The sequence below is a fragment of the Lysinibacillus mangiferihumi genome, assembly GCF_003049665.1.
Classification (GTDB): domain Bacteria; phylum Bacillota; class Bacilli; order Bacillales_A; family Planococcaceae; genus Lysinibacillus; species Lysinibacillus mangiferihumi.
On the sequence record NZ_PYWM01000004.1, the window covers coordinates 229338 to 254090 of the forward strand.

General features: G+C 33.1%; 14 protein-coding genes and 1 pseudogene. 1 reads left to right on the top strand and 14 read right to left on the bottom strand.

Annotated features, from left to right (window positions below):
* Positions 1–73: 73 nt before the first annotated feature.
* The 4 genes from C9J37_RS06360 to C9J37_RS06375 all read right to left on the bottom strand — a co-directional run bounded on the left by C9J37_RS06360 (position 74) and on the right by C9J37_RS06375 (position 15699).
* Positions 74–12757 carry a non-ribosomal peptide synthetase gene (locus C9J37_RS06360; protein WP_107894700.1) on the bottom strand — a complete coding sequence of 4228 codons (12684 nt, stop codon included), beginning with the start codon at positions 12755–12757 and terminating at the stop codon, positions 74–76.
* A gap of 78 nt (positions 12758–12835) precedes the next feature.
* On the bottom strand, positions 12836–13984 hold the full coding sequence (locus C9J37_RS06365; RefSeq protein WP_107894701.1) for a hypothetical protein: 1149 nt from the start codon (positions 13982–13984) through the stop codon (positions 12836–12838).
* 161 nt (positions 13985–14145) lie between these two features.
* A complete protein-coding gene (locus C9J37_RS06370) occupies positions 14146–15153 on the bottom strand; it encodes a hypothetical protein (protein ID WP_107894702.1) in 1008 nt (335 codons plus the stop codon).
* Between the two features lie 81 nt (positions 15154–15234).
* Positions 15235–15699 (bottom strand): 4'-phosphopantetheinyl transferase family protein, encoded by a 465-nt coding sequence (locus C9J37_RS06375; RefSeq protein ID WP_107894703.1) that lies wholly within the window; start codon positions 15697–15699, stop codon positions 15235–15237.
* Positions 15700–16237: 538 nt separating this feature from the next.
* Between C9J37_RS06375 and C9J37_RS06380 the strand changes: the two genes are divergently transcribed.
* Entirely contained in the window at positions 16238–17491 is a 1254-nt protein-coding gene (locus C9J37_RS06380; protein WP_137067866.1) for a helix-turn-helix domain-containing protein, read from the top strand.
* A gap of 47 nt (positions 17492–17538) precedes the next feature.
* Here the strand turns inward: C9J37_RS06380 and C9J37_RS06385 are convergent.
* The 10 genes and pseudogenes from C9J37_RS06385 to rpsP all read right to left on the bottom strand — a co-directional run bounded on the left by C9J37_RS06385 (position 17539) and on the right by rpsP (position 24660).
* Positions 17539–18430: pseudogene (locus C9J37_RS06385) on the bottom strand (IS3 family transposase).
* Positions 18431–18514: 84 nt separating this feature from the next.
* On the bottom strand, positions 18515–18670 hold the full coding sequence (locus C9J37_RS28175) for a hypothetical protein (protein ID WP_167397264.1): 156 nt from the start codon (positions 18668–18670) through the stop codon (positions 18515–18517).
* Positions 18671–18847: 177 nt separating this feature from the next.
* Positions 18848–20104 carry an MFS transporter gene (locus tag C9J37_RS06390; RefSeq protein ID WP_170219860.1) on the bottom strand — a complete coding sequence of 419 codons (1257 nt, stop codon included), beginning with the start codon at positions 20102–20104 and terminating at the stop codon, positions 18848–18850.
* A 430-nt stretch (positions 20105–20534) separates the two neighbouring features.
* Positions 20535–21407, bottom strand: coding sequence for a ribosome biogenesis GTPase YlqF (gene ylqF / locus C9J37_RS06395; protein WP_107894706.1), 873 nt, complete (start codon positions 21405–21407; stop codon positions 20535–20537).
* Positions 21408–21528: 121 nt separating this feature from the next.
* On the bottom strand, positions 21529–22095 hold the full coding sequence (gene lepB / locus C9J37_RS06400) for a signal peptidase I (protein ID WP_024362053.1): 567 nt from the start codon (positions 22093–22095) through the stop codon (positions 21529–21531).
* A 106-nt stretch (positions 22096–22201) separates the two neighbouring features.
* Positions 22202–22546 (bottom strand): 50S ribosomal protein L19, encoded by a 345-nt coding sequence (gene rplS, locus C9J37_RS06405; protein ID WP_024362054.1) that lies wholly within the window; start codon positions 22544–22546, stop codon positions 22202–22204.
* Positions 22547–22672: 126 nt separating this feature from the next.
* Positions 22673–23401, bottom strand: a complete 729-nt coding sequence (gene trmD, locus C9J37_RS06410) for a tRNA (guanosine(37)-N1)-methyltransferase TrmD (protein ID WP_107894728.1) — start codon at positions 23399–23401, stop codon at positions 22673–22675.
* Positions 23401–23916: a ribosome maturation factor RimM gene (rimM, locus tag C9J37_RS06415; protein ID WP_107894707.1), complete on the bottom strand. Its 516-nt coding sequence runs from the start codon at positions 23914–23916 to the stop codon at positions 23401–23403. Before rimM ends, trmD begins: the two co-directional genes overlap by 1 nt.
* 222 nt (positions 23917–24138) lie before the next feature.
* Positions 24139–24372 carry a KH domain-containing protein gene (locus C9J37_RS06420; protein WP_004269410.1) on the bottom strand — a complete coding sequence of 78 codons (234 nt, stop codon included), beginning with the start codon at positions 24370–24372 and terminating at the stop codon, positions 24139–24141.
* Positions 24373–24387: 15 nt separating this feature from the next.
* On the bottom strand, positions 24388–24660 hold the full coding sequence (rpsP, locus tag C9J37_RS06425; RefSeq protein ID WP_024362057.1) for a 30S ribosomal protein S16: 273 nt from the start codon (positions 24658–24660) through the stop codon (positions 24388–24390).
* Positions 24661–24753: the final 93 nt, after the last annotated feature.

Consider the following 24753-nt stretch of genomic DNA (forward strand, 5'->3'; position numbering starts at 1 on the left):
ACCTCTTCTTATTAATTTTATAGGCCGAGAATTTAAGTTCTCGACCTATATAGTAATTACCCAATTTATTTAATTAATTGAAGTCAAACTCTACCTCTAATGAATTAACTCCATTATTATCTTGCACTAATAATTGATTTATTTCATTAGATGTTAACAATTCGATATCTTGTAGTATTATTTTTGGATCTAAGGTAACGATTTCTAATATCCGCTGCAAATGTTCCAACATTTTACTTACTGACTCCTTTTTATATATCCCAATCGCATATTCCATGTCTAAATAAATATTCTCTTCCTTAAGAATAGCCGTTAATACTAAATCGAACTTTACAGTTGTATCATTACTTTCTAAAGGCGTAATATGGAAGTCGTCTTGGTTCAAGTCGTTTTTTTGTAAGTTTTGTATAGCTAGCATTGTATCAAAGAGAACATTTCTACTAGCATCTCTAGATATATTCAATTTGCGAACTAATTCTTCTAGTGGATAGTCCTGGTGTTCAAAAGCATGTATTGCATTCTCCTTGACCCGACTTAAGTAATCAATAAAATGGAGATTTCTAGAAGGTTTATTCCTCATAGGGAGCGTATTAACAAACATACCAACAACCTGTTCAAAATCAAGCTTGCTCCTACCTGCAACAGGTGTACCAATTACAATATCTTCTTGACCCGAATACTTAGATAGCAAAATAGAATAGCTCGCCAGAAGTACCATATACAAAGTTGACCCAGTATCAATTGTTAATTGATTAATTTGTTTGGATAGTGCTTTGCTCAACTTTAACTGAACAATATCTCCTTCAAATCTTTGAATCTCTGGTCTTTCATAATCAGTAGGTAATTGTAGTACTGGTGGAAGTTCATTAAACTGTTTCAGCCAAAACTTTTCTTGTTCATAACCAACCTCACCAGACAACATCTTGACTTGCCATTGTGCATAATCTTTATATTGATATTTTAATTTTGGTAAAGATTCACCTTCATATAAACGGATGAAATCCCCTAGAAGAATATCAACAGAAATACCATCTGAAATAATATGATGCATATCAATAATTAAGATATTTTGTTTTTCTGATAATTTCAGGACACCAAATCTAAATAATGGATAATCATCTAAATCAAATGGTCTAACAAATTGTTGTATTAACGCATCTACATTTTCATTAAAGACCTCTTTATATTCTATCTTTATATCTATTGAAGGAATTATTTTTTGTAAAATTTCCCCATCTTGCATTTTAAAATATGTTCTAAGAGATTCATGACGATCTACTAATCTTTGTAAAGTATCTTTTAAACGCTTTCTATCCAGTTCACCTTCCCACAGGTAGGCTTGCGTTAAGTTATAACTTGTACTAATCCCTTCATAACGATTAAGAATATATAGTGATTTTTGAGAAGAAGAAGCATTATAATATCCTTTACTCAAGTTTATCTCCCTATCATATCCTTCATCTAATAAGGCCACATTTTCTTTAGCAATTTGTTCGATTGATTCAAAAATGTAAGCAGCTTGTTCTTTAATGGTAGTGTATTTAAACATTGTTTTTAAAGAAATATCAATTTGATATTTTTGGCGAATTCTAACACAGAGAGAAATTGCACTTAGTGAGTTTCCACCTATTGCAAAAAAGTTTTCTATTGTACTAATCTCATTTGTTGCTAAAAGATTACCCCATAAATCTAACAACTCTTCTTCTATTTTATTTTCAGGTTTAACAATGTTTCTTATCATTTTCCTTTCTGGCTCAGGTAAGCTTTTTCTATCTACCTTACCCATAGCAGTTAAAGGTAACTTTTCCATAAAAACAAACCACTGAGGAATCATAAATTGGGGTAGTTTCTGAGATAGCAAATATCTTATTTCATTTTCTTCTAGATTCTTATCATTAGATACAATGTATGCACACAAATAAGATTGCCCTTGAATAATCTTCTCTACAACTACTGCTTCATGTATCTGATTTAAACTTACTAATTGGAACTCAATTTCTCCAAGCTCTATTCGTAAACCACGAATTTTCACTTGATAATCTGTTCGTCCAATAAATTCAATATTCCCTGAATTTGAGTACCTCGCTAAATCCCCTGTTTTGTACACTTTAGACCAACCGGTTTCTGGAAAAGGATGCTCTTTGAAAACTTCTTTAGTTTTCTCTGGATCATTTAAGTATCCCTTTGAAAGACACAAACCAGAGATGTAAATCTCTCCTATCGATCCGTATGGTACTAATTTCATTTGTTTATCAAGAATTAGTATTTGAACGTTAGAAATAGGTTTTCCAATTGGTATTTTTTTCACTTCATTACCCTTAACTTCATAGTAAATACATCCAATACTAGCTTCTGTCGGCCCGTATAAATTTGATATTTTTACATTTGGAAACAACTTTTGAAATTCATTAATTGTTTTCAGCTTGACTTCTTCACCGCCAACTATGATACTTCCTAAGGAATCCAATTTTTGATGAAGTGTTTCATCTAAGCCTAGCTGTTCAACAATAATGTTAAATACTGATGGAACAAAATCAGTTAGTGTAACTTTATATTTTTCTATCGTAGAAGAAATATATTCAGCTGAAAACTCCATTTTTGGATCTGGTATAACTGTCTTTCCACCAACAGTTAACGGCCAAAATAGTTGCCATACTGCACTATCGTATACTTGATGTGTAGTTTGTAATACTGATTTCCCTACATATTCCCCAAAGTAATCATTCATCCAAAGAAAACGATTTGCAATCCCCAAATGTGGAACGATTACTCCTTTAGGTTTTCCAGTTGAACCTGAAGTAAATATTACATAAATGGTATCATCTAAATTAACTTTAATCCCCAAATCCTTCTTCTCTTGATTTAATACGCTATTATCGACCATTAGGAATTCGCTAGAAACATTATTCAAAGGAATATCTTCAACATTATTTACAAGAACTATTTTAGCTGTTACTTCATGTAATATAGAAAGTATTCGATCTTCTGGCCAATTTACATCTAATGGAACAAATGCAGCACCTGTTTTCATAATCGCTAAAATAGAAATAATCATTTCTAAGCTTCGATCCATTAACACGGGTGCATATGATCCAACTCCTATCCCTTTGCCTTTTAACTGAATAGCTAAATTATTCGCTTTCCCGTTTAGTTCACTATATGTGAGTGCCTGATCTAAAAATTCTACAGCAATACTATTTGGTGATAGTATAGATTGTTCTTCAATCATTTGGTAAATTGGTTTCATATTCATGAAATGCTTCTTCGTACTATTTAATTCTACGAATTGTTTGAGACTGTCTTCCCTTGAAAGTATATTTAGGTCTCCAATTGTACACGAAGAATCATTTATGATTTCATTTAATAAATTTATATAATGTCTACCTAAGTCTTTAATTTTTTGTTTTTTAAATAACTTCGTACAGTATGTCCATTCAAATGTTATTTGTTTATCATCAATTGCAGCTTCTATTGAGAAATCAAACTTGGATATCTTTAAATTGAACGGTATTGCTTTTATAAACATATCTTCAATTTCGTGTATTTTATTTTTTTGTTCTTGCCTATACGAGAACATTGTTGAAAAAATTGGATTCTTTGATGGGTCACGCTGATAATTCTTTAATCCAATAATCCTTTCTAAGGGCATATCCTGATTTTGAAAAGCCATTGTAACGTTTTTTTTCATTTCATCTAAAAATGAGATAAACGTTTTTTCCTCGTTAGGGAATCCACGTAATACAATAGTATTGACAAACATACCTATCATATTTTTTAATTCAGGATGAGAGCGACCAGTAATTGGAGTACCTATGATAATATCTTCCTGATTTGAATATTTAGATAGCAAAATATAGTAAGCTGAAAGTAAAACAATGTAAGGGGTCATACCATGCTTTTCTGCAAAATCTTTTACCTTTTGGGTTTCCCACTCGGTTAATTCAAAATTCAAACAATCGCCTTCGAAACTTTGATTTGCTGGCCGTGGGTAGTCAAAAGGCATATCAAGAACAGGTAACTCTCCATTTAAATAATCAAGCCAAAAATTTTCCTGTCTGCCAAATTCTTCAGTCAATACTAAAGCATTATTCCACTCTGCATAGTCTCTATATTGTTTTAAAGTATGAGGCAATATTTTTCCACAATATAAAGTAAGTAATTCTTCAAGTAAGATATCTACTGAGATACCATCTGAAATAATGTGATGCATATCAAAGAATAGAATTGACTTATTTTTTTGCACATTAAAAAGTTTTACACGTAAAAGTGGTCCTTGACTTAACTCAAATGGTTCAGACAAACTTGTAATATCCTCAACAATAGATTGATCTGTTATACCGTGATCCACTTCTAAGTTAAATGGAATATACTCTCGAATAACTGCATATGGTTTTCCATTATCCATGTGGAATGTCGTTCTTAAAATTTCATGCCTCTTAATGAGCTCCCTTAAGGATGTTTCTAATTTGGAGATATTTAGATTTCCCTCTACATAGAAAGCTGCAGGCATATTGTAAGCAGTAGATACTCCCTCTAATTGATCTATTATAAACAACCTTAGTTGGGTAGCCGAAAGCTCATATGAATCTTTAATTTCACTCTTTGGAATAGTCTCATACATTTTTTCCTTATTACTTAGAACGTCAGATAATTCAACAAGCACAGAATTTTGGAATACATCACCTACACTAAGTGGGTAATGATACTCTTCATGTAATCGGTGAGTTAATTCAAGTACTTTTAATGAATGCCCTCCTAAATCAAAGAAATCATCATTAATTTTTATATTTTTAATTCCAAGTATCTCTTCCCATAAATTAACTAGTATTCTATCTAGAGCATTTCTAGGACTAGTACCATCTTTGTTTGATAAGCTAAGAATTTGCTTTGGATTAGGCAAAGCTTTTTGATCCAATTTTCCATGAGTTGTTACCGGGAAGCTCTCTACCTCTACAAAATAGGCCGGAATCATATAGGCAGGTATATAATTGGCTAAATACTTACGTATATCCGATATAGTCCACTCTTTTTCACTTATGATATAGGCACATAAATACTTGTCGCCTTCGTCGTTCGTACGTGCAACTACTACTACATCATCTATTGCTTCATAGTTTAATAGATGGGACTCGATTTCATTTAACTCAATTCTATACCCTCGTATATTGACTTGATTGTCAATTCTTCCTAAATATTCGATTTGACCATCAAGAAGCCATCGTGCTTGATCCCCTGTTTTATATACTTTTTCCTCTTCATTAAACCTATCTGTTATAAATTTTTGTTTTGTTAACGCTTCATTTTTCCAATAGCCTCTTGTTACACCTACTCCAGCAACACATAATTCTCCCGGCACTCCTATTGGCACGAGATTTCCATGCTTATCTAGAATATTAATCCTGTACCCTGCAATTGGTTTACCGATAGGAATACGTTGCACTTTCCTTTCACAACGGTAATACGTTGCACAGACAGTTGATTCAGTTGGACCGTAGGTATTATATACTTTCGCCTTTTTCACAAGTTGATCGATGTGTTCCCACTTTAAGACATCGCCTCCACTTATGATTGTATGAACACTTGAGGGTATGGAATGTTTGTTGATTTCATTCAACAGTAGTGGCGAACAACTCATGACCGTAATGTTTTCTTCCCAAAGCTTCTTAACTAATAATTCTATATCTTGTAATTCCTCTTTTTTCAATATCACTACAGTTGCTCCATTGCTTAATGCTGGATATACTTCTTCAACAAAGGCATCAAAAGAGTACGAGGCTTGTTGGAGCACGACATCTTCAGATGTAATACCAAATTCCTCTTGAAATGCATTTACATAGGCAGTTACATTTTGAGATTCAACCATTACACCCTTCGGTTTTCCTGTTGTTCCAGATGTGTATAACAAATAAGCTAGATTCTTTGGTTCATGGAATGTTAAGTCAATCTTATCCCCTTCGAATCTAACCCTTTCATTAATTTCCATGGATTTATCCGGTTTTATAAGGGAGGTTGGTAGTGCTTTATCTGTTAAGACAACCAATGGTTGGCTGTCTTCTAAAATATAGCGAATGCGTTCTTCAGGGTACTCTGGATCAATTGGAACATAGGCACCTCCTGCTTTCCATACTGAAAGAATAGCGACAATCCTACTTACACCCCTATCAGCTATAATTCCTACGATATTTTCCTTTCCGACGCCTCTTTCTTTTAAGGACATGGCCAAATCTGTAGTCCATTCATCAAGTTCCTTATATGAAATTTTTACTTCATCGCATATCAGGGCCGTTTGATGTGGTCTAAGCCTCACTTGATTAATAAACTCTTCGATAACAGTTCGTTCTATCTTTGGCACTGGTAAAGTCGAATTGAATTGCTGTAGAAGCTGATCTCTTTCCTGATTGGTTAATAGTTGAATATCAGATATTAATGTATTTGGACTATCTACAATGCAATTTAAAATTTCTACGTAATGGGAGGCCATCCTCTCGATAGTGTCTCTATTAAATAATTCCGTACAATATTCTAATCCTATCGTTAGGCAATCATTTTTTTCCATCACTTCCATTGTAATATCAAACATTGACACCGCATTATAAATTGGGACCCATTCTCCCAATAAATCTCCAAGTATTAATTCTGGAACTTCTCCATTTTGCATAACAAACATCGTATCAAATAGCGCATTTCTATTAACACTTCTTTCAATACGAAGTTCCTGAACAAGCTTATCATAAGGAAAATCTTGATTATCAAAGGCTTGAATGGAAATATCCTTTACCTCTTGAAGGAAATCATATACTTTTTTCTCTGCGCTAGGTTTCGCCCTTAAAGCCAAAGTATTGACAAACATTCCAACGATATTCTCTAATTCTATATGCGTTCTTCCTACAGAAGGTGTACCAATGACAATATCTTCTTTGCCAGTATATTTGTATAGCATTAAGTAATAAGCTGTTAACATGATCATAAATAATGTTGCACCAGATTCAGTAGATAATTTTTTTAATTGATTTGCTGTATTCTGTTCTATCTGTAACTCAACTAAATCTCCACCATAACTTTGAATAAGAGGGCGTTGAAAGTCTGTAGGCAACTCCAAAATTGGTAGCTTCCCATCTAGCGCATTCAACCAATACTCATTTTGTTTACTAAAAGTTTGACTGCTTAGTAAATTATTATGCCAAGCTGAAAAATCCCTATATTGCAAACTAGGCGATGGTAATTCTATATCATTGTATAGTGCAACAAACTCTTTTATTAATATAGCTAACGAAACGGCATCGGCTATTATATGGTGAATATCAAAAATAATAATATGATGTTCTTTTCCTATGTTTTTTACAATTCCTAATCTTATTAATCCTGGTTGTTCAAGATTAAAAGGTTGAATAAATTTTTCAGTTATTTTTTGAAGATCTTCTTCATCTGTTTCAAACCACGTAATATTAGGTTCAACATCATTATGAATCACTTGAACAATTTCATTATCTTGAAACTTGAATGATGTTCTAAGAGACTCATGTCTTTCTATTAAAATGGTAAAAATTGTATTTATCTTTTCATAAGAAATAGCGCCATTAAATGAGACAGCTTTAGTAATGTTATAATGAGTTGCTAAACTATTTAGCTTATTCATCGTAAACATTCTGCTTTGTGCTGCAGATGCTGGATAAACTGATTTATTACGATCTACTAATGTAATAGAGTAATACTCATCTTTCCTTGATTTATTTATAACGCTTGCTAAACCTTGTATCGTTGGCTGATTAAATATCGTATTAATTGAAATGTTTACATTAAACACCTTTTTTAATCTTGTTACTAGAATGGTTGCCTTTAGTGAATGTCCTCCAAGTTCAAAAAAATTATCATTTGTACTTACTTGTTTAAGGTGTAATAATTCCATCCATATTTCAGCTATTTTTGTTTCAGTCTCTGACATAGGTAATATAATCTTTTTACCTGAATTAATTGTTAACACCGGATTAGGCAAAGCTTTTTGATCCAATTTTCCATGAGTTGTTACCGGGAAGCTCTCTACCTCTACAAAATAGGCCGGAATCATATAATCAGGTATATAATTGGCTAAATACTTACGTATATCCGATATAGTCCACTCTTTTTCACTTATGATATAGGCACATAAATACTTGTCGCCTTCGTCGTTCGTACGTGCAACTACTACTACATCATCTATTGCTTCATAGTTTAATAGATGGGACTCGATTTCATTTAACTCAATTCTATACCCTCGTATATTGACTTGATTGTCAATTCTTCCTAAATATTCGATTTGACCATCAAGAAGCCATCGTGCTTGATCCCCTGTTTTATATACTTTTTCCTCTTCATTAAACCTATCTGTTATAAATTTTTGTTTTGTTAACGCTTCATTTTTCCAATAGCCTCTTGTTACACCTACTCCAGCAACACATAATTCTCCCGGCACTCCTATTGGCACGAGATTTCCATGCTTATCTAGAATATTAATCCTGTACCCTGCAATTGGTTTACCGATAGGAATACGTTGCACTTTCCTTTCACAACGGTAATACGTTGCACAGACAGTTGATTCAGTTGGACCGTAGGTATTATATACTTTCGCCTTTTTCACAAGTTGATCGATGTGTTCCCACTTTAAGACATCGCCTCCACTTATGATTGTATGAACACTTGAGGGTATGGAATGTTTGTTGATTTCATTCAACAGTAGTGGCGAACAACTCATGACCGTAATGTTTTCTTCCCAAAGCTTCTTAACTAATAATTCTATATCTTGTAATTCCTCTTTTTTCAATATCACTACAGTTGCTCCATTGCTTAATGCTGGATATACTTCTTCAACAAAGGCATCAAAAGAGTACGAGGCTTGTTGGAGCACGACATCTTCAGATGTAATACCAAATTCCTCTTGAAATGCATTTACATAGGCAGTTACATTTTGAGATTCAACCATTACACCCTTCGGTTTTCCTGTTGTTCCAGATGTGTATAACAAATAAGCTAGATTCTTTGGTTCATGGAATGTTAAGTCAATCTTATCCCCTTCGAATCTAACCCTTTCATTAATTTCCATGGATTTATCCGGTTTTATAAGGGAGGTTGGTAGTGCTTTATCTGTTAAGACAACCAATGGTTGGCTGTCTTCTAAAATATAGCGAATGCGTTCTTCAGGGTACTCTGGATCAATTGGAACATAGGCACCTCCTGCTTTCCATACTGAAAGAATAGCGACAATCCTACTTACACCCCTATCAGCTATAATTCCTACGATATTTTCCTTTCCGACGCCTCTTTCTTTTAAGGACATGGCCAAATCTGTAGTCCATTCATCAAGTTCCTTATATGAAATTTTTACTTCATCGCATATCAGGGCCGTTTGATGTGGTCTAAGCCTCACTTGATTAATAAACTCTTCGATAACAGTTCGTTCTATCTTTGGCACTGGTAAAGTCGAATTGAATTGCTGTAGAAGCTGATCTCTTTCCTGATTGGTTAATAGTTGAATATCAGATATTAATGTATTTGGACTATCTACAATGCAATTTAAAATTTCTACGTAATGGGAGGCCATCCTCTCGATAGTGTCCCTATTGAATAATTCCGTACAATATTCTAATCCTATCGTTAGGTAATCATTTTTTTCCATCACTTCTATAGTTAAATCTACCTTTGAAGTGTTTCCAACCAAATCAAATGGTTCTATTTTAATTTGATTATTATTTATTTTAGGGACGTTCATATTTTGCATAATAAATACAGTACTAAATAAAGGATTTCTACGAAGATCACTCTGAATTCTTAATGATTCTATTAAATCTTCTACAAAAAAGTCTTGATTAGAAAATGCAGAGATTGTTAGATCTTTAATCCCCTCCAACAAAACTGAATATTCCGAATTTTTTTCAACCCGAAATCTTATTGGAAGTGTATTAATCATCATTCCGATTGTATTTAATAGTTTCGGATTTGTCCTACCTGCGTATGTAGACCCAATTACAATATCTTCCTGGTCAGAATACTTAGATAATAAAACGTAATAAGCAGAAAGTAAAATCATATAGAGCGTTGCTGATTTTTCCTTTGCCAAAGTTTTCAACTTCTTTGTTAGTTTATTATTTATATTTTTTCTTAAATAGTCTCCTGTAAAGCTTTGAACAAGAGGACGTGGAAAATCAGTTGGTAGTTCAAGGACTGGTATTTCGTCTTTAAAGATATTACACCAGTAGTCTTTTTGTGATTGGAATTTTCCTTCATTTTCTTTTTTTTCACGCCATATACAATAGTCTTTAAATTGAACATCTGGATCATTGATTGTACCAGTTTCAATATATTGGAATACTTCCTCCATTACTTTTATTAGGGAACTACCATCCATAATTAAATGATGGAAAATAAGCACCAATATATGTTTTTTAGGGTTAATTTTTATTAAACCTACCCTCCATAATGGTAATTCTGATAGTGTAAATGGCGTATTAAATTCATTAATATAAGTTTGTACATCCTCTTCTTTACAATTCATTACTTTAACATTAATAAATGAAGGCGTATGAATAATTTGTTTTAATGAATCCTCATAAAGTTCAAAAGTTGTTCTTAATACCTCATGATTTAGCATTAATTTATTGAAAGCTTCTTCTAACAATCCCGTTTCAACTTCTCCATTTAGTGTAAATGCATATGCTATATTGTTACTATTACCTACTCCCTCCATTTGTTCCATAACAAATAATCTTTGTTGTGAAGGTAAAACTGGAGCTAAATTTGTTTGTTCCTTACAAGCAGCAAATGCATTTTGATTCTTTAAATCATATCCTTCTATGAAATGTGCAAGATTTTCTATGTTAATATTTTCAAACAGTAATGTTAACGGAACCTCAATTCCAAAATCATCATAAATTTTTGAATTAATGATAATTATTTTTAAAGAATTAGCACCCAAATTAAATAATTTATCATGTATTCCTAGCTGACTTATATTTAAAACTTCACTGAAAATGTTAACTAACTTCTTTTCTACTTCAGTACTCGGAGGCACGAAATTGATTTCGTAATCATTAATGTCGAGTTCAAGATTTTTAACCTCATTACTAATATCTTTAAAACGTTCATTTTGATAATCCTCTACCAATAAAAACCTCTGTACTTTACCACTTGTTGTTTTGGGAATTGACTTGATTGGTAATACTTCTTTTACCTCTAATCCTATTTGGTTTAATATATTTTTTTTGACTGATTGAGCAATAGGTAAAAACAATTTCAAATTTTTTCTATATCGCAGAAAAACAATCAATTCATCTTCTTGCTTTTCAAAATTAAAAATTCCACAAGCAACAACCTGCTCAACTTCCACTCCTTCAATAGATTCAACTATCCGCTCAATATCATGAGGATAATAATTTTGTCCATTTATAAATAAAATATCTTTTAATCTCCCCGTTACAATTAACCTATTATTTCTAAAAAATCCGACATCACCTGTACGCAACCATCCATCTTTAGTAAACACTTTTTCGGTAGCTTCATCATCATTGTAATATCCTGAGGTAACATTTTTACCACGGATTTGAATTTCTCCAATTACCCCATCATTTAATAGAGTATCTTTCTCATTACAAATTCTCACTTCACAATCTTGAACAGGAGAACCTTCATCTACAAATGAAACACTATCTTTTTGATCTATCGGTATTTCTTGAATTTCACTTCCAATACTCAACTTATTTCTATTTACGGAAATTATTTTTAATCCTTCACCTAATTTAGGGAAAGTAACAGCTAAACTAGCTTCAGCCATTCCATACACCGGAAACATTACATTAGGCTTAAGACCATATGGTGCAAGCTTATTTAAAAACTCATTACACAATTTATCCGATATTGGTTCAGCACCATTAAATATTAGTTTAATATACGATAAATCCCAGTTTTGTGCTTCATTCTCTTTAAAATATTCTAGAAAAAACTTAAATCCGAAATTTGGAGATGCTAAATGATTTATCTTATACTCATTTGCTTTTTTTATCCATAAAGAAGGTCTTCTGATAAACCTTGAAGTAGGTAACTGATATTGATTCATTCCTGCTATTAGTGGGACAAGATGGCCACCTATTAAACCCATATCATGAGTTAAAGGCATCCAATTCAATGTAGATTGGTTTGGGGAAGCGCTGCTTGCATTAATTATTGCCTGAATATTTGAAAGTAAATTTTTGTGTGTGATTGTTACACCTTTGGGATTACCAGTAGAACCTGATGAAAATTGAATAAATGCAATGGTATTTTCATCACTTAAGAAAATATCTCCTTCATTATGGTCTGTAACTTCTTCAATAAAAATGACCCTATTTTTAAAAATATACTCATTACAAAGTTTGTCTTTCTCTATAAACTCTTGTAAACTGTTATTCGTTTTTAGATTTGTAATTAAATACGGGCTTTTCAAGGTATTCCATATTCTGATAAGCTTTCTTTTATGCTCGTCATTATTACCAATAGTTACAGGTACTGGTATGAACCCCCCTAGCAAACATGCCCAAAATACAGAAATGAACTCCTCAACATCTTCTAGTTGAAATACAAGTTCATCTTTTGGATTTAACCCTTGTTTTTGTAAATAATATAAGATCCCTAGTGAGCGTTGATATAAATCTCTATATGAAACAAAGATATCTTCACTTTTATTTATAAATACTATGCCTTTATCATTTTTTGAGCTTTGTATAATGAAATTAATTAGGTTATATTGTTTCATTTTCTCCCCCACTTTTCATTTAATTAACCGATATAGGATAATCTTTTTTTCTTGATGTTAACTAGTAAGGTTTATATTTTAAAAGTACCTTAAATTAATCAATTTCCCATTTTCTATTTCATAATATTTAGCATCCATTAATGCATATTGTGATTTATGATTAACATTAATTAGTTCCATTTGATATAATACTTCTGCATTATTTATATCAATCACTACAAGATAATCTATATTCAGCCCATCTATTGACATAGTTCCATACAATTTGTCATCATTAACTTGCCATAAATTTTTTCTTACATACATACTTCCTTGTTCTGATTTAATATCAATTTTTTTAGATTCTATTAAATTAAACGCTTGATCATAGGACTTTAAATATGTGTTATTGTTTTCATCGCTACTCAGTACAATAAATTCATCATTATATGGGAAAACCTTGTATATTCCATGATCTATAAAAATCGTTTCTGCTTTTTTAGTATTGAAATCATATACTAAAAATACACCATTATTATTTTTTCCATTACTATCTGTAAAATCAGATGTTGACAGTATGAATGTGTTATCTTGTATAAAAAACTGTCCAACGTTCATAATCAAATCACTTACATTAAATAACGAAAAAGGAATTGTGTATTTGTCCATTTCAAAAGTAGCTACATCAATTTTATAAACAATAATATCTTCTTTATTACTTGAATATATATAGACTTCATTTTCGGTTACCTGATGCCCTGCCAATTCCATGTATATGGACTCTTTTTCTATTGTAATTTGCTTTAATTCATCATTTAGAAAAAATACCTGCCATTCTTTATCGTTATTCTCTTTATTATTCCAACTATCAAAAATGAAAACCTCATAATTTTCCGTGTTATCGTAGAAAAACCATTGGCCATATTCTTCTTCTATTGAGTTATGAATATCTAATTGGGCCTCTAATCGTTTTAATGGTTCAGTGGGAAATGCTTCAAAAAAAGGATAAACGAAATCTTCTGTACTACTATTAACTATTTTTTTATCTTTCCACAGCCAAACTTTACTAGCACCGTTGATAGTTTGATAATACAATGGTGAAACAATATTAATGTCTTCTTCTAACTTGTCTACCAATACTTTATAATTAATATCCTTTGACTTAGTATCTTCATTAGTACAACCGCAAATTAATAATACAATGGTAAGAAACATAAAAAAGTGGGGAATTCTTTTAAAGAAAATCATGTTCGTCCTCCTTAAACTAAAAGCATTGTAAATTACATTAAATCATGAAAGTAAAAAGTGCTACTTCATCAGTAAAAATGTTTCTTTATTCATTTTCACTTAATACTTTGTAGCACTCATCACTTTCAACGTAAGTTTAGTTAACTCACAACACTAATGATTTACCACTTATTTCCGTCCCCTGACCAGTTTACTTGTGACCATAACGTTGTTTTCGAGTCAGTCACCAAATCTTTTGGCCAAACAGTTTCTACAGTATAATATTGATTTATTGGTATATATCTAGTATCATGTTTTACACCCTTATTTTTTAAAGCTTTCCATACTAAAGTTGCACAATTTACATATGTTGAACTATTAATATCTGCTAACGCATCATATGAATAACCTGTGAGATTATTTGCAGCATAATCTGCTGCCGAGCGTCTGTCTTTACCTGTTATAGTATTAGTGTAATACAGTCTGAGAGAGTATAATGCTGAATAATCATCAAAGTTACTTTTTTTACTTTTGCCACTTCCTGTGTGTTGAACAATATATTTAGTGGCAGAATCAGTTTCAACTGCTATTGCAGCGTGACCATGATTAACGAAGGTGAACCATTGATCTTTCGATACTAAAATATCTCCTTTATCAAGCTTGGCCTTGATGCTTCTAAATTGCTCAGATGTCATTTTTTCTGAAGGTGTACCATCCGAGTAAATAGAAACGTCATCACCATTCATCTGCTCTAACTTGCTATAATCCACTTGCACACCAAAATGCTGACTTAATTCACCATAAGTATTATGAATTTCTTTTAATTGCTCAATTGATAATCCTGTAAATTCAGCAAATCCTTCATAGTAACCAGGGAGATTACTAGGATCTTCTATCGTTAATTCTGTTGGATTCGTAAATGTTGTTGCATTAAAATATTCTTCATTTGCTACCATAACATCGCTTGGCAACTCAATATTAAAATATTCCTCTAAGTCCCCATATTCCTTTTCCAACACTTTAAGCTCATAATCTGTTTTTCCAGTTTCTCCTGATAGATATTCGTAATAGATTGAAGAATTCTTTCCAATAACCGACATTTCCTCAGCTGAAACTCCCGTTAACGCAATGGAAAAGACCATACTCAAAGCCAATATTGATGAGAAAATACTTTTTCTTCCCTTAATCATCTTATCATCCCTTCTTAAATAGATTTATATATTGTAAGCTGGCCAGCTAACAAACGAAGTAAATAGACAACTTTAATAACCTTAATTTTGATATACAGACAGCATTAAGTTACTTAAAGACTCTTCAGTTAAGAATTTTACTTCTTCACAGAAATTATTATTTTTGGTACAAACAGCCATCCTATAACTTATATCAATGTCATATTGTCTAAAATAGTAGATTTCATTATTTTCTGTAATTGGTCTCCATCCAGCCGAGTCTAATTTCATAGAAAATGAATCGAATGGAAAAGAAAGACCTTTCCCTATGGCTTTAACAAAACTCTCTTTTAATGTCCACAATTCATAAAAACATTCAGGTCTTCTCAAAGCTTTAGTATTCATTAAATCCTGAAATTCACGCTTAGAGAAAACAAACTTTGCAATTTCTAAATCTATTAGCTTAACCTCTTCAATATCAATTCCGATCTCGTTATCATGCGTTACACATACAACCCATGCACCAGAATGAGATATATTGAAGTGTAGGTTTTTATCTGTTTTTATAAATGGTTTGCCCTATTTATTTTTTTGTAATCCATTTTTAGCGTAATTTGCACCTAGGTTTTTATATAAAATATATTGCAATAACAATTCAGTGATATATGAACGATTTGAATCATATCGAAATCTATAATTTAATATTTTTTCCTTTCTATCACGAGGTAAATATTCAATTAATCGTTGGTAATGTAAAGGAGTGATTTCATTTTCAATTCTTACAGCAAAAATCTCCCATTTCCCCCTACCCCTTTTCTAATAGCAGTCTATTAAAATATAATTAACTGTACCTTTAGCAAGCATATGCTCATTACATTACACTCTAATAAATGGCAGACTGAATTATTTCTATAAACAGTACTAGTGTCCCTTACTTTTGTATTTAAGAGAATTCAGACCTCTAGCCTTCATTATAATTAACAATTCCATCCTTAAATACCAATTATCTCAAGTTTAAGTTTACTGTATTATTAGATTGGGATATACTGTAAATAAAGGTAAATATATTTTTAATACGTAACAAATACGATGGCAGGTGATTTTGGTGTCTCTTGGAAAAATCATTAAAAAAATTAGATTAGGAAAAGGGTTGTCTCAAAAGCAATTGGCAGGACAAGAAATGACAAGGGAATATATTAGTTTAATTGAAAATGGTCATGCAATACCATCAGAAGAGATATTAAGAATAATATCTAAAAGACTAGATAAACCGATTGAATTCTTCTTAGGAGAAAACAGCATTGAAGATGACAATATTGATATATACGATGCTATATTGGATAAGTCTAAGGAACACTTGTTCACTGGTAATTATCAAAAAGCAATCAATATGGCAACGCATGTACTAAAGATGACTCATCATAATACAATTATTGCTGATGCTTACTTATTGATTATTTCTTGCTACAACCAGCTAACTAACTATGAACTTGCTCTTGAACATTCTCAAATATCTAAAGAAATAGTAATTCAATCTAAAAATAATCAGCGCATTGTAAAGTATTTTCTAGAATGCGGAATGGCCGCCTTTAATTTAGAATTATTTAATCTTGCACTCAACAGTTATGAGAAAGCGGTCAACTATAGTGGCCAATTAAAAATACTGCAAAATGATAGAATACGAGCTTTAATGTTTTTAGGGACCACATACATAAGATTAGGCAATATTCCTTCCGCATTAGAATATTATTTGAAAGCTGAAAAAGAAGCTCGAGTATCAGGTGATGATAAATTATACGGAGAAGTTGCAATGGGACTCGGAAAAGTGTATTTTCAATCCAATTGCGAATTAAATAAAAGTATTCAATGGACAGAAAAATCCGTTGAGTTATTAAAAAGAAATGATAACAAGCAATACGTAATGGCTCTTCATAATTTAGCAGTTATTATATTAAAAGCAGGAAGAAAAGAAGAGGCATTGCGCATACTCCATGAGTGTGCAAGATTTTATGAAGTGCATGACCTTCCACATAAAAAGGCTTCTGTATATGAAGAATTTATTAAAATCAATTTGTATAATCAGAAGTTAGAAAACGCGGAAAAAGATTGTAAAGTAGCAATTGATCTATTAGAAAAGAAAGATGATGGTTTGCTACGAGCAAAGCTTTATAGATTAATCGGTGTGATTAAAAATCAAAAAGAGGATTGGGACGATTCATACTATTTCTTGAGAATGAGCTATGATTTATTAAAACGATTAGGTTCTTCCAATGAGGCCAATTTAAGTAAAGGGCTCATTAAAGAATCACAGAATAAGATTAAAATCGACGTTAACAGTCTGCTTAATAAAAAAAATTAAAAACCCCCATTATGAAGTGACCCTAAAAGTTAGACACGGTTATTTCATTAGGCAGCTTGGGTATAACGAGTTCGGTACTGTACCGGACTCGTTTTTAATTTTGCCTTGATCCGTTTCGTATTATAGTAATTAATAAATTTTTCTAATTCTATTTTAAAATGCTCTCTACTTTCAAATTCTCTCTTGTAAAGGAATTCAGATTTCAGTATGCCAAAGAAATTCTCCATGACAGCGTTATCGTAACAGTTTCTTTTACGAGACATACTTTGAACAATCCCTCTTGATTCTAAGGCGCGACGATATTTCTTCATTTGATTGAGCCAACCTTGATTGGAATGTATAAGTAGCTGGTGGTGCTCAGGTAAACGTGCGAACGCTTTGTCCAACATGTGTGAAACAAGTGAATAGGTTGGTCTAGAGCCGATTGTATATTTTTACTTTGTCTTGTTTGGTGATTTTTCCTTGTGTTGAACTAAGGCATTCAACTTTTTTAAATACTCGTTTTCCATTTCTAGTTGCTTCATACGTGCTTCAAGTGCTTCGGTTGAGCCTTTAACTGGTGCTTATTTCGATTGTTTATTAATTTCTTTTTCATGGATGGACGCCCCTTTTTCTTTGATTGAAGGGCATCTAGTCCTTGCGTTTCATATTGCTTTCTCCAAGCACTAATGGTTGAAGGGCAGGTATCTTTAAAATCGCTGCCGTTTCGTTTAAGGACGTACCCTTTTCAATCATAAAATTTAGTACATCCATTTTAATCGCTAGTGTGTAATTTGTATATGGCTGAATAAAAGCTTCCACACCTTTATATTCATATTGCTTGACACATTTAAAAATTGCTTTATTATCAGTCCCCAAAGATTTAGCTATTTCATTAGCATTTTCATTTAAGTAGCGCTCAACTGCTTGTAATTTATCTTCTACAGTATATTTAGCCATAGAAAAACTGCACCTCCAATTGTTAGATTTTGTCTAATAATTGGGGCGCAGTTCATTACGGGTGCTTTTTTTAATTTACTTTATTTACTTAGGATCTGGTGTAGGGTCATTTAAGTCCAAAGGTTTAATTTCAGAAGTAGGATTTTTAGTATCTACGTATGTAGTTGACAGTTCTAAGTTCGTCTGACCTCCAATCCACGTAAGACTTAGTAGTAATAAAAGCGCCGCTTGTTTCTTCATTAGTTTCTTCTCTCCTTATTGTTTAATTGCTTTCATTATAATTTAGGGCATTTACATTAGCAAGAACGTAAATAAACATTTACCATACTTTACATAATTTTACTTAAAAATAAGTGCCATCCACATTCGATTTGGTAGTACTAGAAGTAAAAATATAGAAATCAAATTTCCGATAATTCAATCTGCATTTTTTTGATTGACACTTAATACAGTTCTTCTAAATGTTAATTTATAAAATAATAAGAAACTTATCATACCCATTAGACTAATAAAGGCCGTTAAAATAATAGGAGGAAACCAACTACTAATCATTAAAAATATTCCTGCAGCACTCATACCGCATATGATGGCAATAGAATATAAAGCCATATAAGTACTTCGGGCGTGACTAGGGACGATATTTGCCAATATCGTCTGCTGTATAGGGATGTACATAATTTCTCCGATTGATGCAATAAACATAGCTATTATTAAAATAAACGGTGTAGTAGTAAAGCTTATTACAATATAACCACCAAAAAAAAGGAACAGTCCCATAAGTAGAATGAATCTATCATTCCATTTTTTTACTATATTCATAACCATTAAAGTAAAACATATAACAAGAATTGTATTTTCAGCTTTAAGTATTCCAAGGAGATTAATTCCATCTACTTCAAATGAAAAAAATGAAGCTAACGGGATGGTTTCAGGTAGTTCAGTTGCAAGGCGTACTCCTATATAATTTGTTAATTGCTCTTCAACAGAAACAATAAAAAGACTCGCAATTAAGAAAACTGCAAAAAATTTGTTTTTAAGTATCTTTATATATTCCCTCCACATTTGAAGATGACTACCATCCTTTGATTCTTTTATATTTAACGTAGGATGATAAGTTTCTTCGATGTAAAAAATGGTAATTAATAATGATATGATTGTTGTAAAAGCTACACCTAATAATAAGAGGAAAAGGTTTGTAAAAAAGAAAAATGCTCCAATCATACTACCAATCGCAACTCCTAGATTCCGTAACCAATATGAATATGTATAAATAGTCTTTCTCTGATCTGGCTTGCTAACATCAATGACCAAAGCTTGATAAACCGGTTCAACGACGCCATTACTAAACTGTATACAAATAAAGAAAAGAAAAGTTAAATAAGGAAACATCCCCCAATTATAGTTAGCTAATGCTGCACCAATATATCCAAAAAAAATAAAAAATTCCGCGAAAATTATAATCCTCTTTCTACCAATTTTATCTGATAAATATCCACCACATATAGATCCTAAAACAGTAGATGACATGACACATAAAAATAGCACACCAGTAATCGTACTTCCTAGTTTTCCAGCAAAATATATAATTATATAGGGTAATACGGTCATCGTTGAGATTGAAGAAATAAATTGAAGGAATAAACGGATACATATAGTTGGATGTAATTTCTGCATGAACACACTCCTTTTCATAATGATTTTATACGTACAATATTCTTAAACAAATATATTGTCAGTATAATAACTTCTACAAAAAGAGTTTTAATCCTTTTTATTGTATTTATGGAAACGATTTACTATACAAAACAACTGTAAACGTCAAATAGCGCCCACCTTTTAATCAGGGGGCGCTATTGCTATGGTATTATGTAGTTCTTTTAGGTACTTAACCTGAAATATATCATTTTATATGCTTATATATTTATGGATGTTATCTTTTTTAGAACATTGGTAACTCTTATCTAATCAAACATATCTATAAAACAATAACTTTGCTCCCCGAACCTCAAACTTCAATCCACTAAAACAAAAACTACTATCTCGTAAAAGAAAAACTGCCATGCTCACATTTTATTGTGTGAGCATGGCAGTTTTTCGCAAATTATTACTGTGTCGCTTCTTTTTCAAGCTGTTCGTCAACAAAATCAAATGTTAGCTTTCCTAATAGTAACCCACGAATATCTCGTACGATTAGCTGCGCTACTTGATCGTAATCGATTTCTCCGCCCGCTCCAAAAACACGACGAAGCTTGCCAATATGGTCAAACGTTTCCACTAGGTCGTCATGCATAAACTGAAAACCATAACGTTCTTCCATACGTGTTGGATAATGTGTCGATAAAAATCGTAACCCATAAACAGCCAAATCTTCCATGTTAGTAATGGTATCTTTAATAGCACCTGTTAAAGCCAGCTTATAGCCTACTTCTTGATCTTCAAACTTAGGCCATAAAATTCCTGGTGTATCTAGTAATTCCAGCTCCTTGCCGACTTTTATCCATTGTTGCGCCTTTGTCACACCAGGCATATTGCCTGTTTTCGCAATATTTTTCTTTGCTAAGCGATTAATAAGTGTGGATTTTCCCACGTTTGGAATTCCAACAATCATTGCTCTAATGGCTCTCGGCTTCATCCCTCTTGACTTCATGCGGTCAAATTTTTCTTTTAAAATTTCTTGTGCCGCCTTGGTCACAAGTTGCAGTCCTTTTCCTTCAAGCGAATTGATTGCCACTGCTTTATGGCCATGCTGTGCAAAATATTCTACCCATTTGCGTGTTTCTTGCTCATCCGCCATATCTGATTTATTTAAAATAAGTAGACGCGGCTTTTGGTTAATGACCTCATCAATCATTGGATTTCTCGAAGATAATGGTAAACGTGCATCGATTAATTCAAATATAATATCTACGAGCTTTAATTTTTCTGTTACTTCACGGCGTGCCTTCGCCATATGCCCTGGAAACCATTGTATAGTCATTTCTATACCTCCTAAATAAGAAAAGCGCATTCGCCCAATTCAGTGCGAATGCCTTAAAATCGAATAAGAAAACGTATGCTCTTAGACGTCAAGAAAGGGAGTATTAGCCCCCTTTCAAACATTACTTCACAATTTTAATATCACTATACGGCCAGAAAATAAGGCTTGTATTACCTATAATTTCTTTTTGATCGACAATACCTATGTGACGGCTATCTTTACTATATCGACGATTATCGCCCATCACAAACACATAGCCTTCTGGAATTACATCATGCAGTGATGCATCAATGTCATTTAACGTAAAATCTTCCGTTAATGTACCTTCAGTAATTTCAGCTTTGTATGCATCTAAATAAGGCTCATCTATCGGTTCTCCGTTAATGTATAACTGATCGTCTTTATATTCCAATGTTTCACCAGGTAAGCCAATTACACGTTTAATGTAGTTTTTTTGCTCTGGTGCATGGAACACCACGATATCAAAGCGCTTTGGCTCTCCAATTTTATAACCAATTTTGTTGACAATCATTCGGTCGCCATCTTCAAGGGTTGGCATCATGGACTCACCGTCAACTGCAATTGGTGTAAATAAAAAATAACGAATAACTGCTGCAATCGCAAATGCAATTAAAAGAGCCTTTGTCCATTCCCATAATTCATTCTTTTCTTTCACTTGTTTTTCCATTATGAATTGCCCCCTTGTCTATCTTCATTTTAGATGATTATTATTTAAGATGACAAGCAAAAAGAAAAGGAGCTTGCAATACAAGCCCCTCACTTTTAAGTCATAATTATCGAATTTCTTTAATACGAGCAGCTTTACCACGTAGGTTACGTAGGTAGTAAAGTTTAGCACGACGTACTTTACCACGACGTACAACTTCTAAGTTAGCGATTTTTGGTGTGTGTACAGGGAATGTACGTTCAACACCTACACCGTAAGAAATTTTACGAACTGTGAAAGTTTCGCTAATACCGCCACCACGACGTTTGATAACTACACCTTCGTATACTTGGATACGTTCACGAGTACCCTCTACTACTTTCACGTGTACCTTAACAGTATCACCAGGACGGAAAGCTGGTAGATCAGTGCGAAGCTGAGCTTTAGTAATTTCTGTAATAATGTTTGACATTGTTTTCTCTCCTTAGACAGATGCTCTTGCACGCAATCTATGCCACAGCGGAACACCGTAATTCAGCACTTCACATAGAAGCACAGATTAGATGTTATCACATATACGGCATGTAAGCAAGCATCTTTATTGTTGTTTTTTAATTTTTTCCAAATACAATTTTTGCTTGTCTGTTAATGGATAATGCTCGAGTAAATCAGGTCGACGCTCGAATGTTCTTTTTAACGATTGTTCTTCGCGCCATTGTTCGATTTTCGCATGATTCCCTGATAATAATACTTCGGGTACTTGCATGCCACGGAATTCCGCAGGTCGCGTATAATGTGGATGTTCTAGCAGACCCGTTGAAAAAGAATCTTGAATATGGGAATCCGCTTGTCCTAACACACCAGGTAAAAGGCGTACGACACTATCGATAACCGTCATGGCGCCTAACTCACCACCTGTTAACACAAAATCACCAATCGATATTTCATCGGTAACGAGGTGCTGGCGAATGCGTTCATCATAGCCTTCATAGTGACCACATAAGAACACTAATTCACTTTCTTGCGCTAGCTCTTCCGCTTTTTTTTGGGTGAAACGTTCACCCTGCGGACACATTAAGATAATACGTGGCTTTTTACCAGCTGTAATGGCCTCTACAGCACTAAACATCGGCTCTGGCTTTAACACCATCCCTGCACCGCCACCGTACGGATAATCGTCTACCTGATTATGCTTGTTGCCTGAAAACGCACGAATATCTGATACTTCTAGCTTTACAGCCCCTTTTTCTTGGGCTTTTTTTAGTATCGATGCACCAAATACACCCGAAAACATATCAGGAAACAGGCTTAATACGTGAATATGCATCATAGTAAGCCTTCCATCACATGAATAACAATTTTCTTTTCTTCCACATCGATATTTTTGACGATGTCTTCAATGTATGGAATGTAATGCTCTTTTTTAGCACCCTTCACTACCCATACATCATTGGCACCTGTTTGCAGAATATCTTTGACTTCGCCGATTATTGCACCTTCTTCAGATACAACCGTACAGCCTATAATTTCATGGAAGAAAAATTCATTTTCTTGTAATAAATCATCGGTCATTTGATCTTTCGTGATTTTGAGCATTCCTTCTTTGAACGGCTCGACAAAGTTGATATTATCCATACCTTCAAATGTTAACAAAATAAAGTTTTTATGACGGCGTACTGATTGAATTGTTACCCACGTTGGCTTTTTATCGTCTTTTTTAAACGCTGCAAGCTTATTCCCGACCGCAAAGCGTTCTTCTTCAAAATCTGTCGTCGATAAGATACGCACTTCACCACGAATTCCGTGCGTGTTCACAATACGACCTACATTAAACCATTCCATTCATTTCACCTCTATACCGTTATATATCCGTACTATATAAAAAAAGGAAGGAACCAGCAAGCTCCCCCCTCTTCTATCCAGATTTTACGCTACACATTTACAGCTCCTACGAATTTTAGTAACAACATAGTCGTTAAAATTGTTCAGTGCAAAATGGCGACAGGTTGCATAATTGCTACATTGTTACCTTATTGCGCGTAAACGAGCGTGAAAATCTTTTTATCAATCCAATATATCGACGTAAGTCTTTTTTTGATGGTGACTACCTGCCGCTGAATAAACAATTGTACGAATCGCTTTCGCCACTCGCCCTTGTTTGCCTATGACTTTCCCTCGATCCTCTGGATGAACAAAAAGTTTATAAACAATTCGATTTGCATTTTCGTCCGTCTCAATACGGACTTCTTCTGGATAATCGACTAACGGTAAAACGATTGCTTCAATCAGCTGCTTCAAAGACGTCTCCCCCGATTATTTACTGAATTTTTGGTTATGGAATTTTTCCATGATACCTTGTTCTGAGAACAAGTTACGTACTGTATCTGATGGTTTTGCACCGTCAGCTAACCATTTAAGAGCTTTCTCTTCATCAATGTTTACAGTAGCTGGTTGAGTTAGTGGGTTGTAAGTACCAACTGTTTCGATTGAACGACCGTCACGTGGTGAACGAGCGTCTGCAACTACGATACGATAGAAAGGAGATTTTTTAGCTCCCATACGTTTTAAGCGAATTTTTACTGCCATTTTAATAGCACCTCCGAATAAGTTTCACACAAGATAGTATATTATCAATGTTTATGTTGTTTGTAAAGTGTTTTTTCTTAACACCTATAAAAT

What these genes read in the sequence shown, in the direction of transcription:
- C9J37_RS06360 (WP_107894700.1), bottom strand. Translation starts at nt 12,757, where the DNA reads ATGAAACAATATAACCTAATTAATTTCATTATACAAAGCTCAAAAAAT.
- C9J37_RS06365 (WP_107894701.1), bottom strand. Translation starts at nt 13,984, where the DNA reads ATGATTTTCTTTAAAAGAATTCCCCACTTTTTTATGTTTCTTACCATT.
- C9J37_RS06370 (WP_107894702.1), bottom strand. Translation starts at nt 15,153, where the DNA reads ATGATTAAGGGAAGAAAAAGTATTTTCTCATCAATATTGGCTTTGAGT.
- C9J37_RS28175 (WP_167397264.1), bottom strand. Translation starts at nt 18,670, where the DNA reads ATGAAGAAACAAGCGGCGCTTTTATTACTACTAAGTCTTACGTGGATT.
- C9J37_RS06390 (WP_170219860.1), bottom strand. Translation starts at nt 20,104, where the DNA reads ATGCAGAAATTACATCCAACTATATGTATCCGTTTATTCCTTCAATTT.
- ylqF (WP_107894706.1), bottom strand. Translation starts at nt 21,407, where the DNA reads ATGACTATACAATGGTTTCCAGGGCATATGGCGAAGGCACGCCGTGAA.
- lepB (WP_024362053.1), bottom strand. Translation starts at nt 22,095, where the DNA reads ATGGAAAAACAAGTGAAAGAAAAGAATGAATTATGGGAATGGACAAAG.
- rplS (WP_024362054.1), bottom strand. Translation starts at nt 22,546, where the DNA reads ATGTCAAACATTATTACAGAAATTACTAAAGCTCAGCTTCGCACTGAT.
- trmD (WP_107894728.1), bottom strand. Translation starts at nt 23,401, where the DNA reads ATGCATATTCACGTATTAAGCCTGTTTCCTGATATGTTTTCGGGTGTA.
- rimM (WP_107894707.1), bottom strand. Translation starts at nt 23,916, where the DNA reads ATGGAATGGTTTAATGTAGGTCGTATTGTGAACACGCACGGAATTCGT.
- rpsP (WP_024362057.1), bottom strand. Translation starts at nt 24,660, where the DNA reads ATGGCAGTAAAAATTCGCTTAAAACGTATGGGAGCTAAAAAATCTCCT.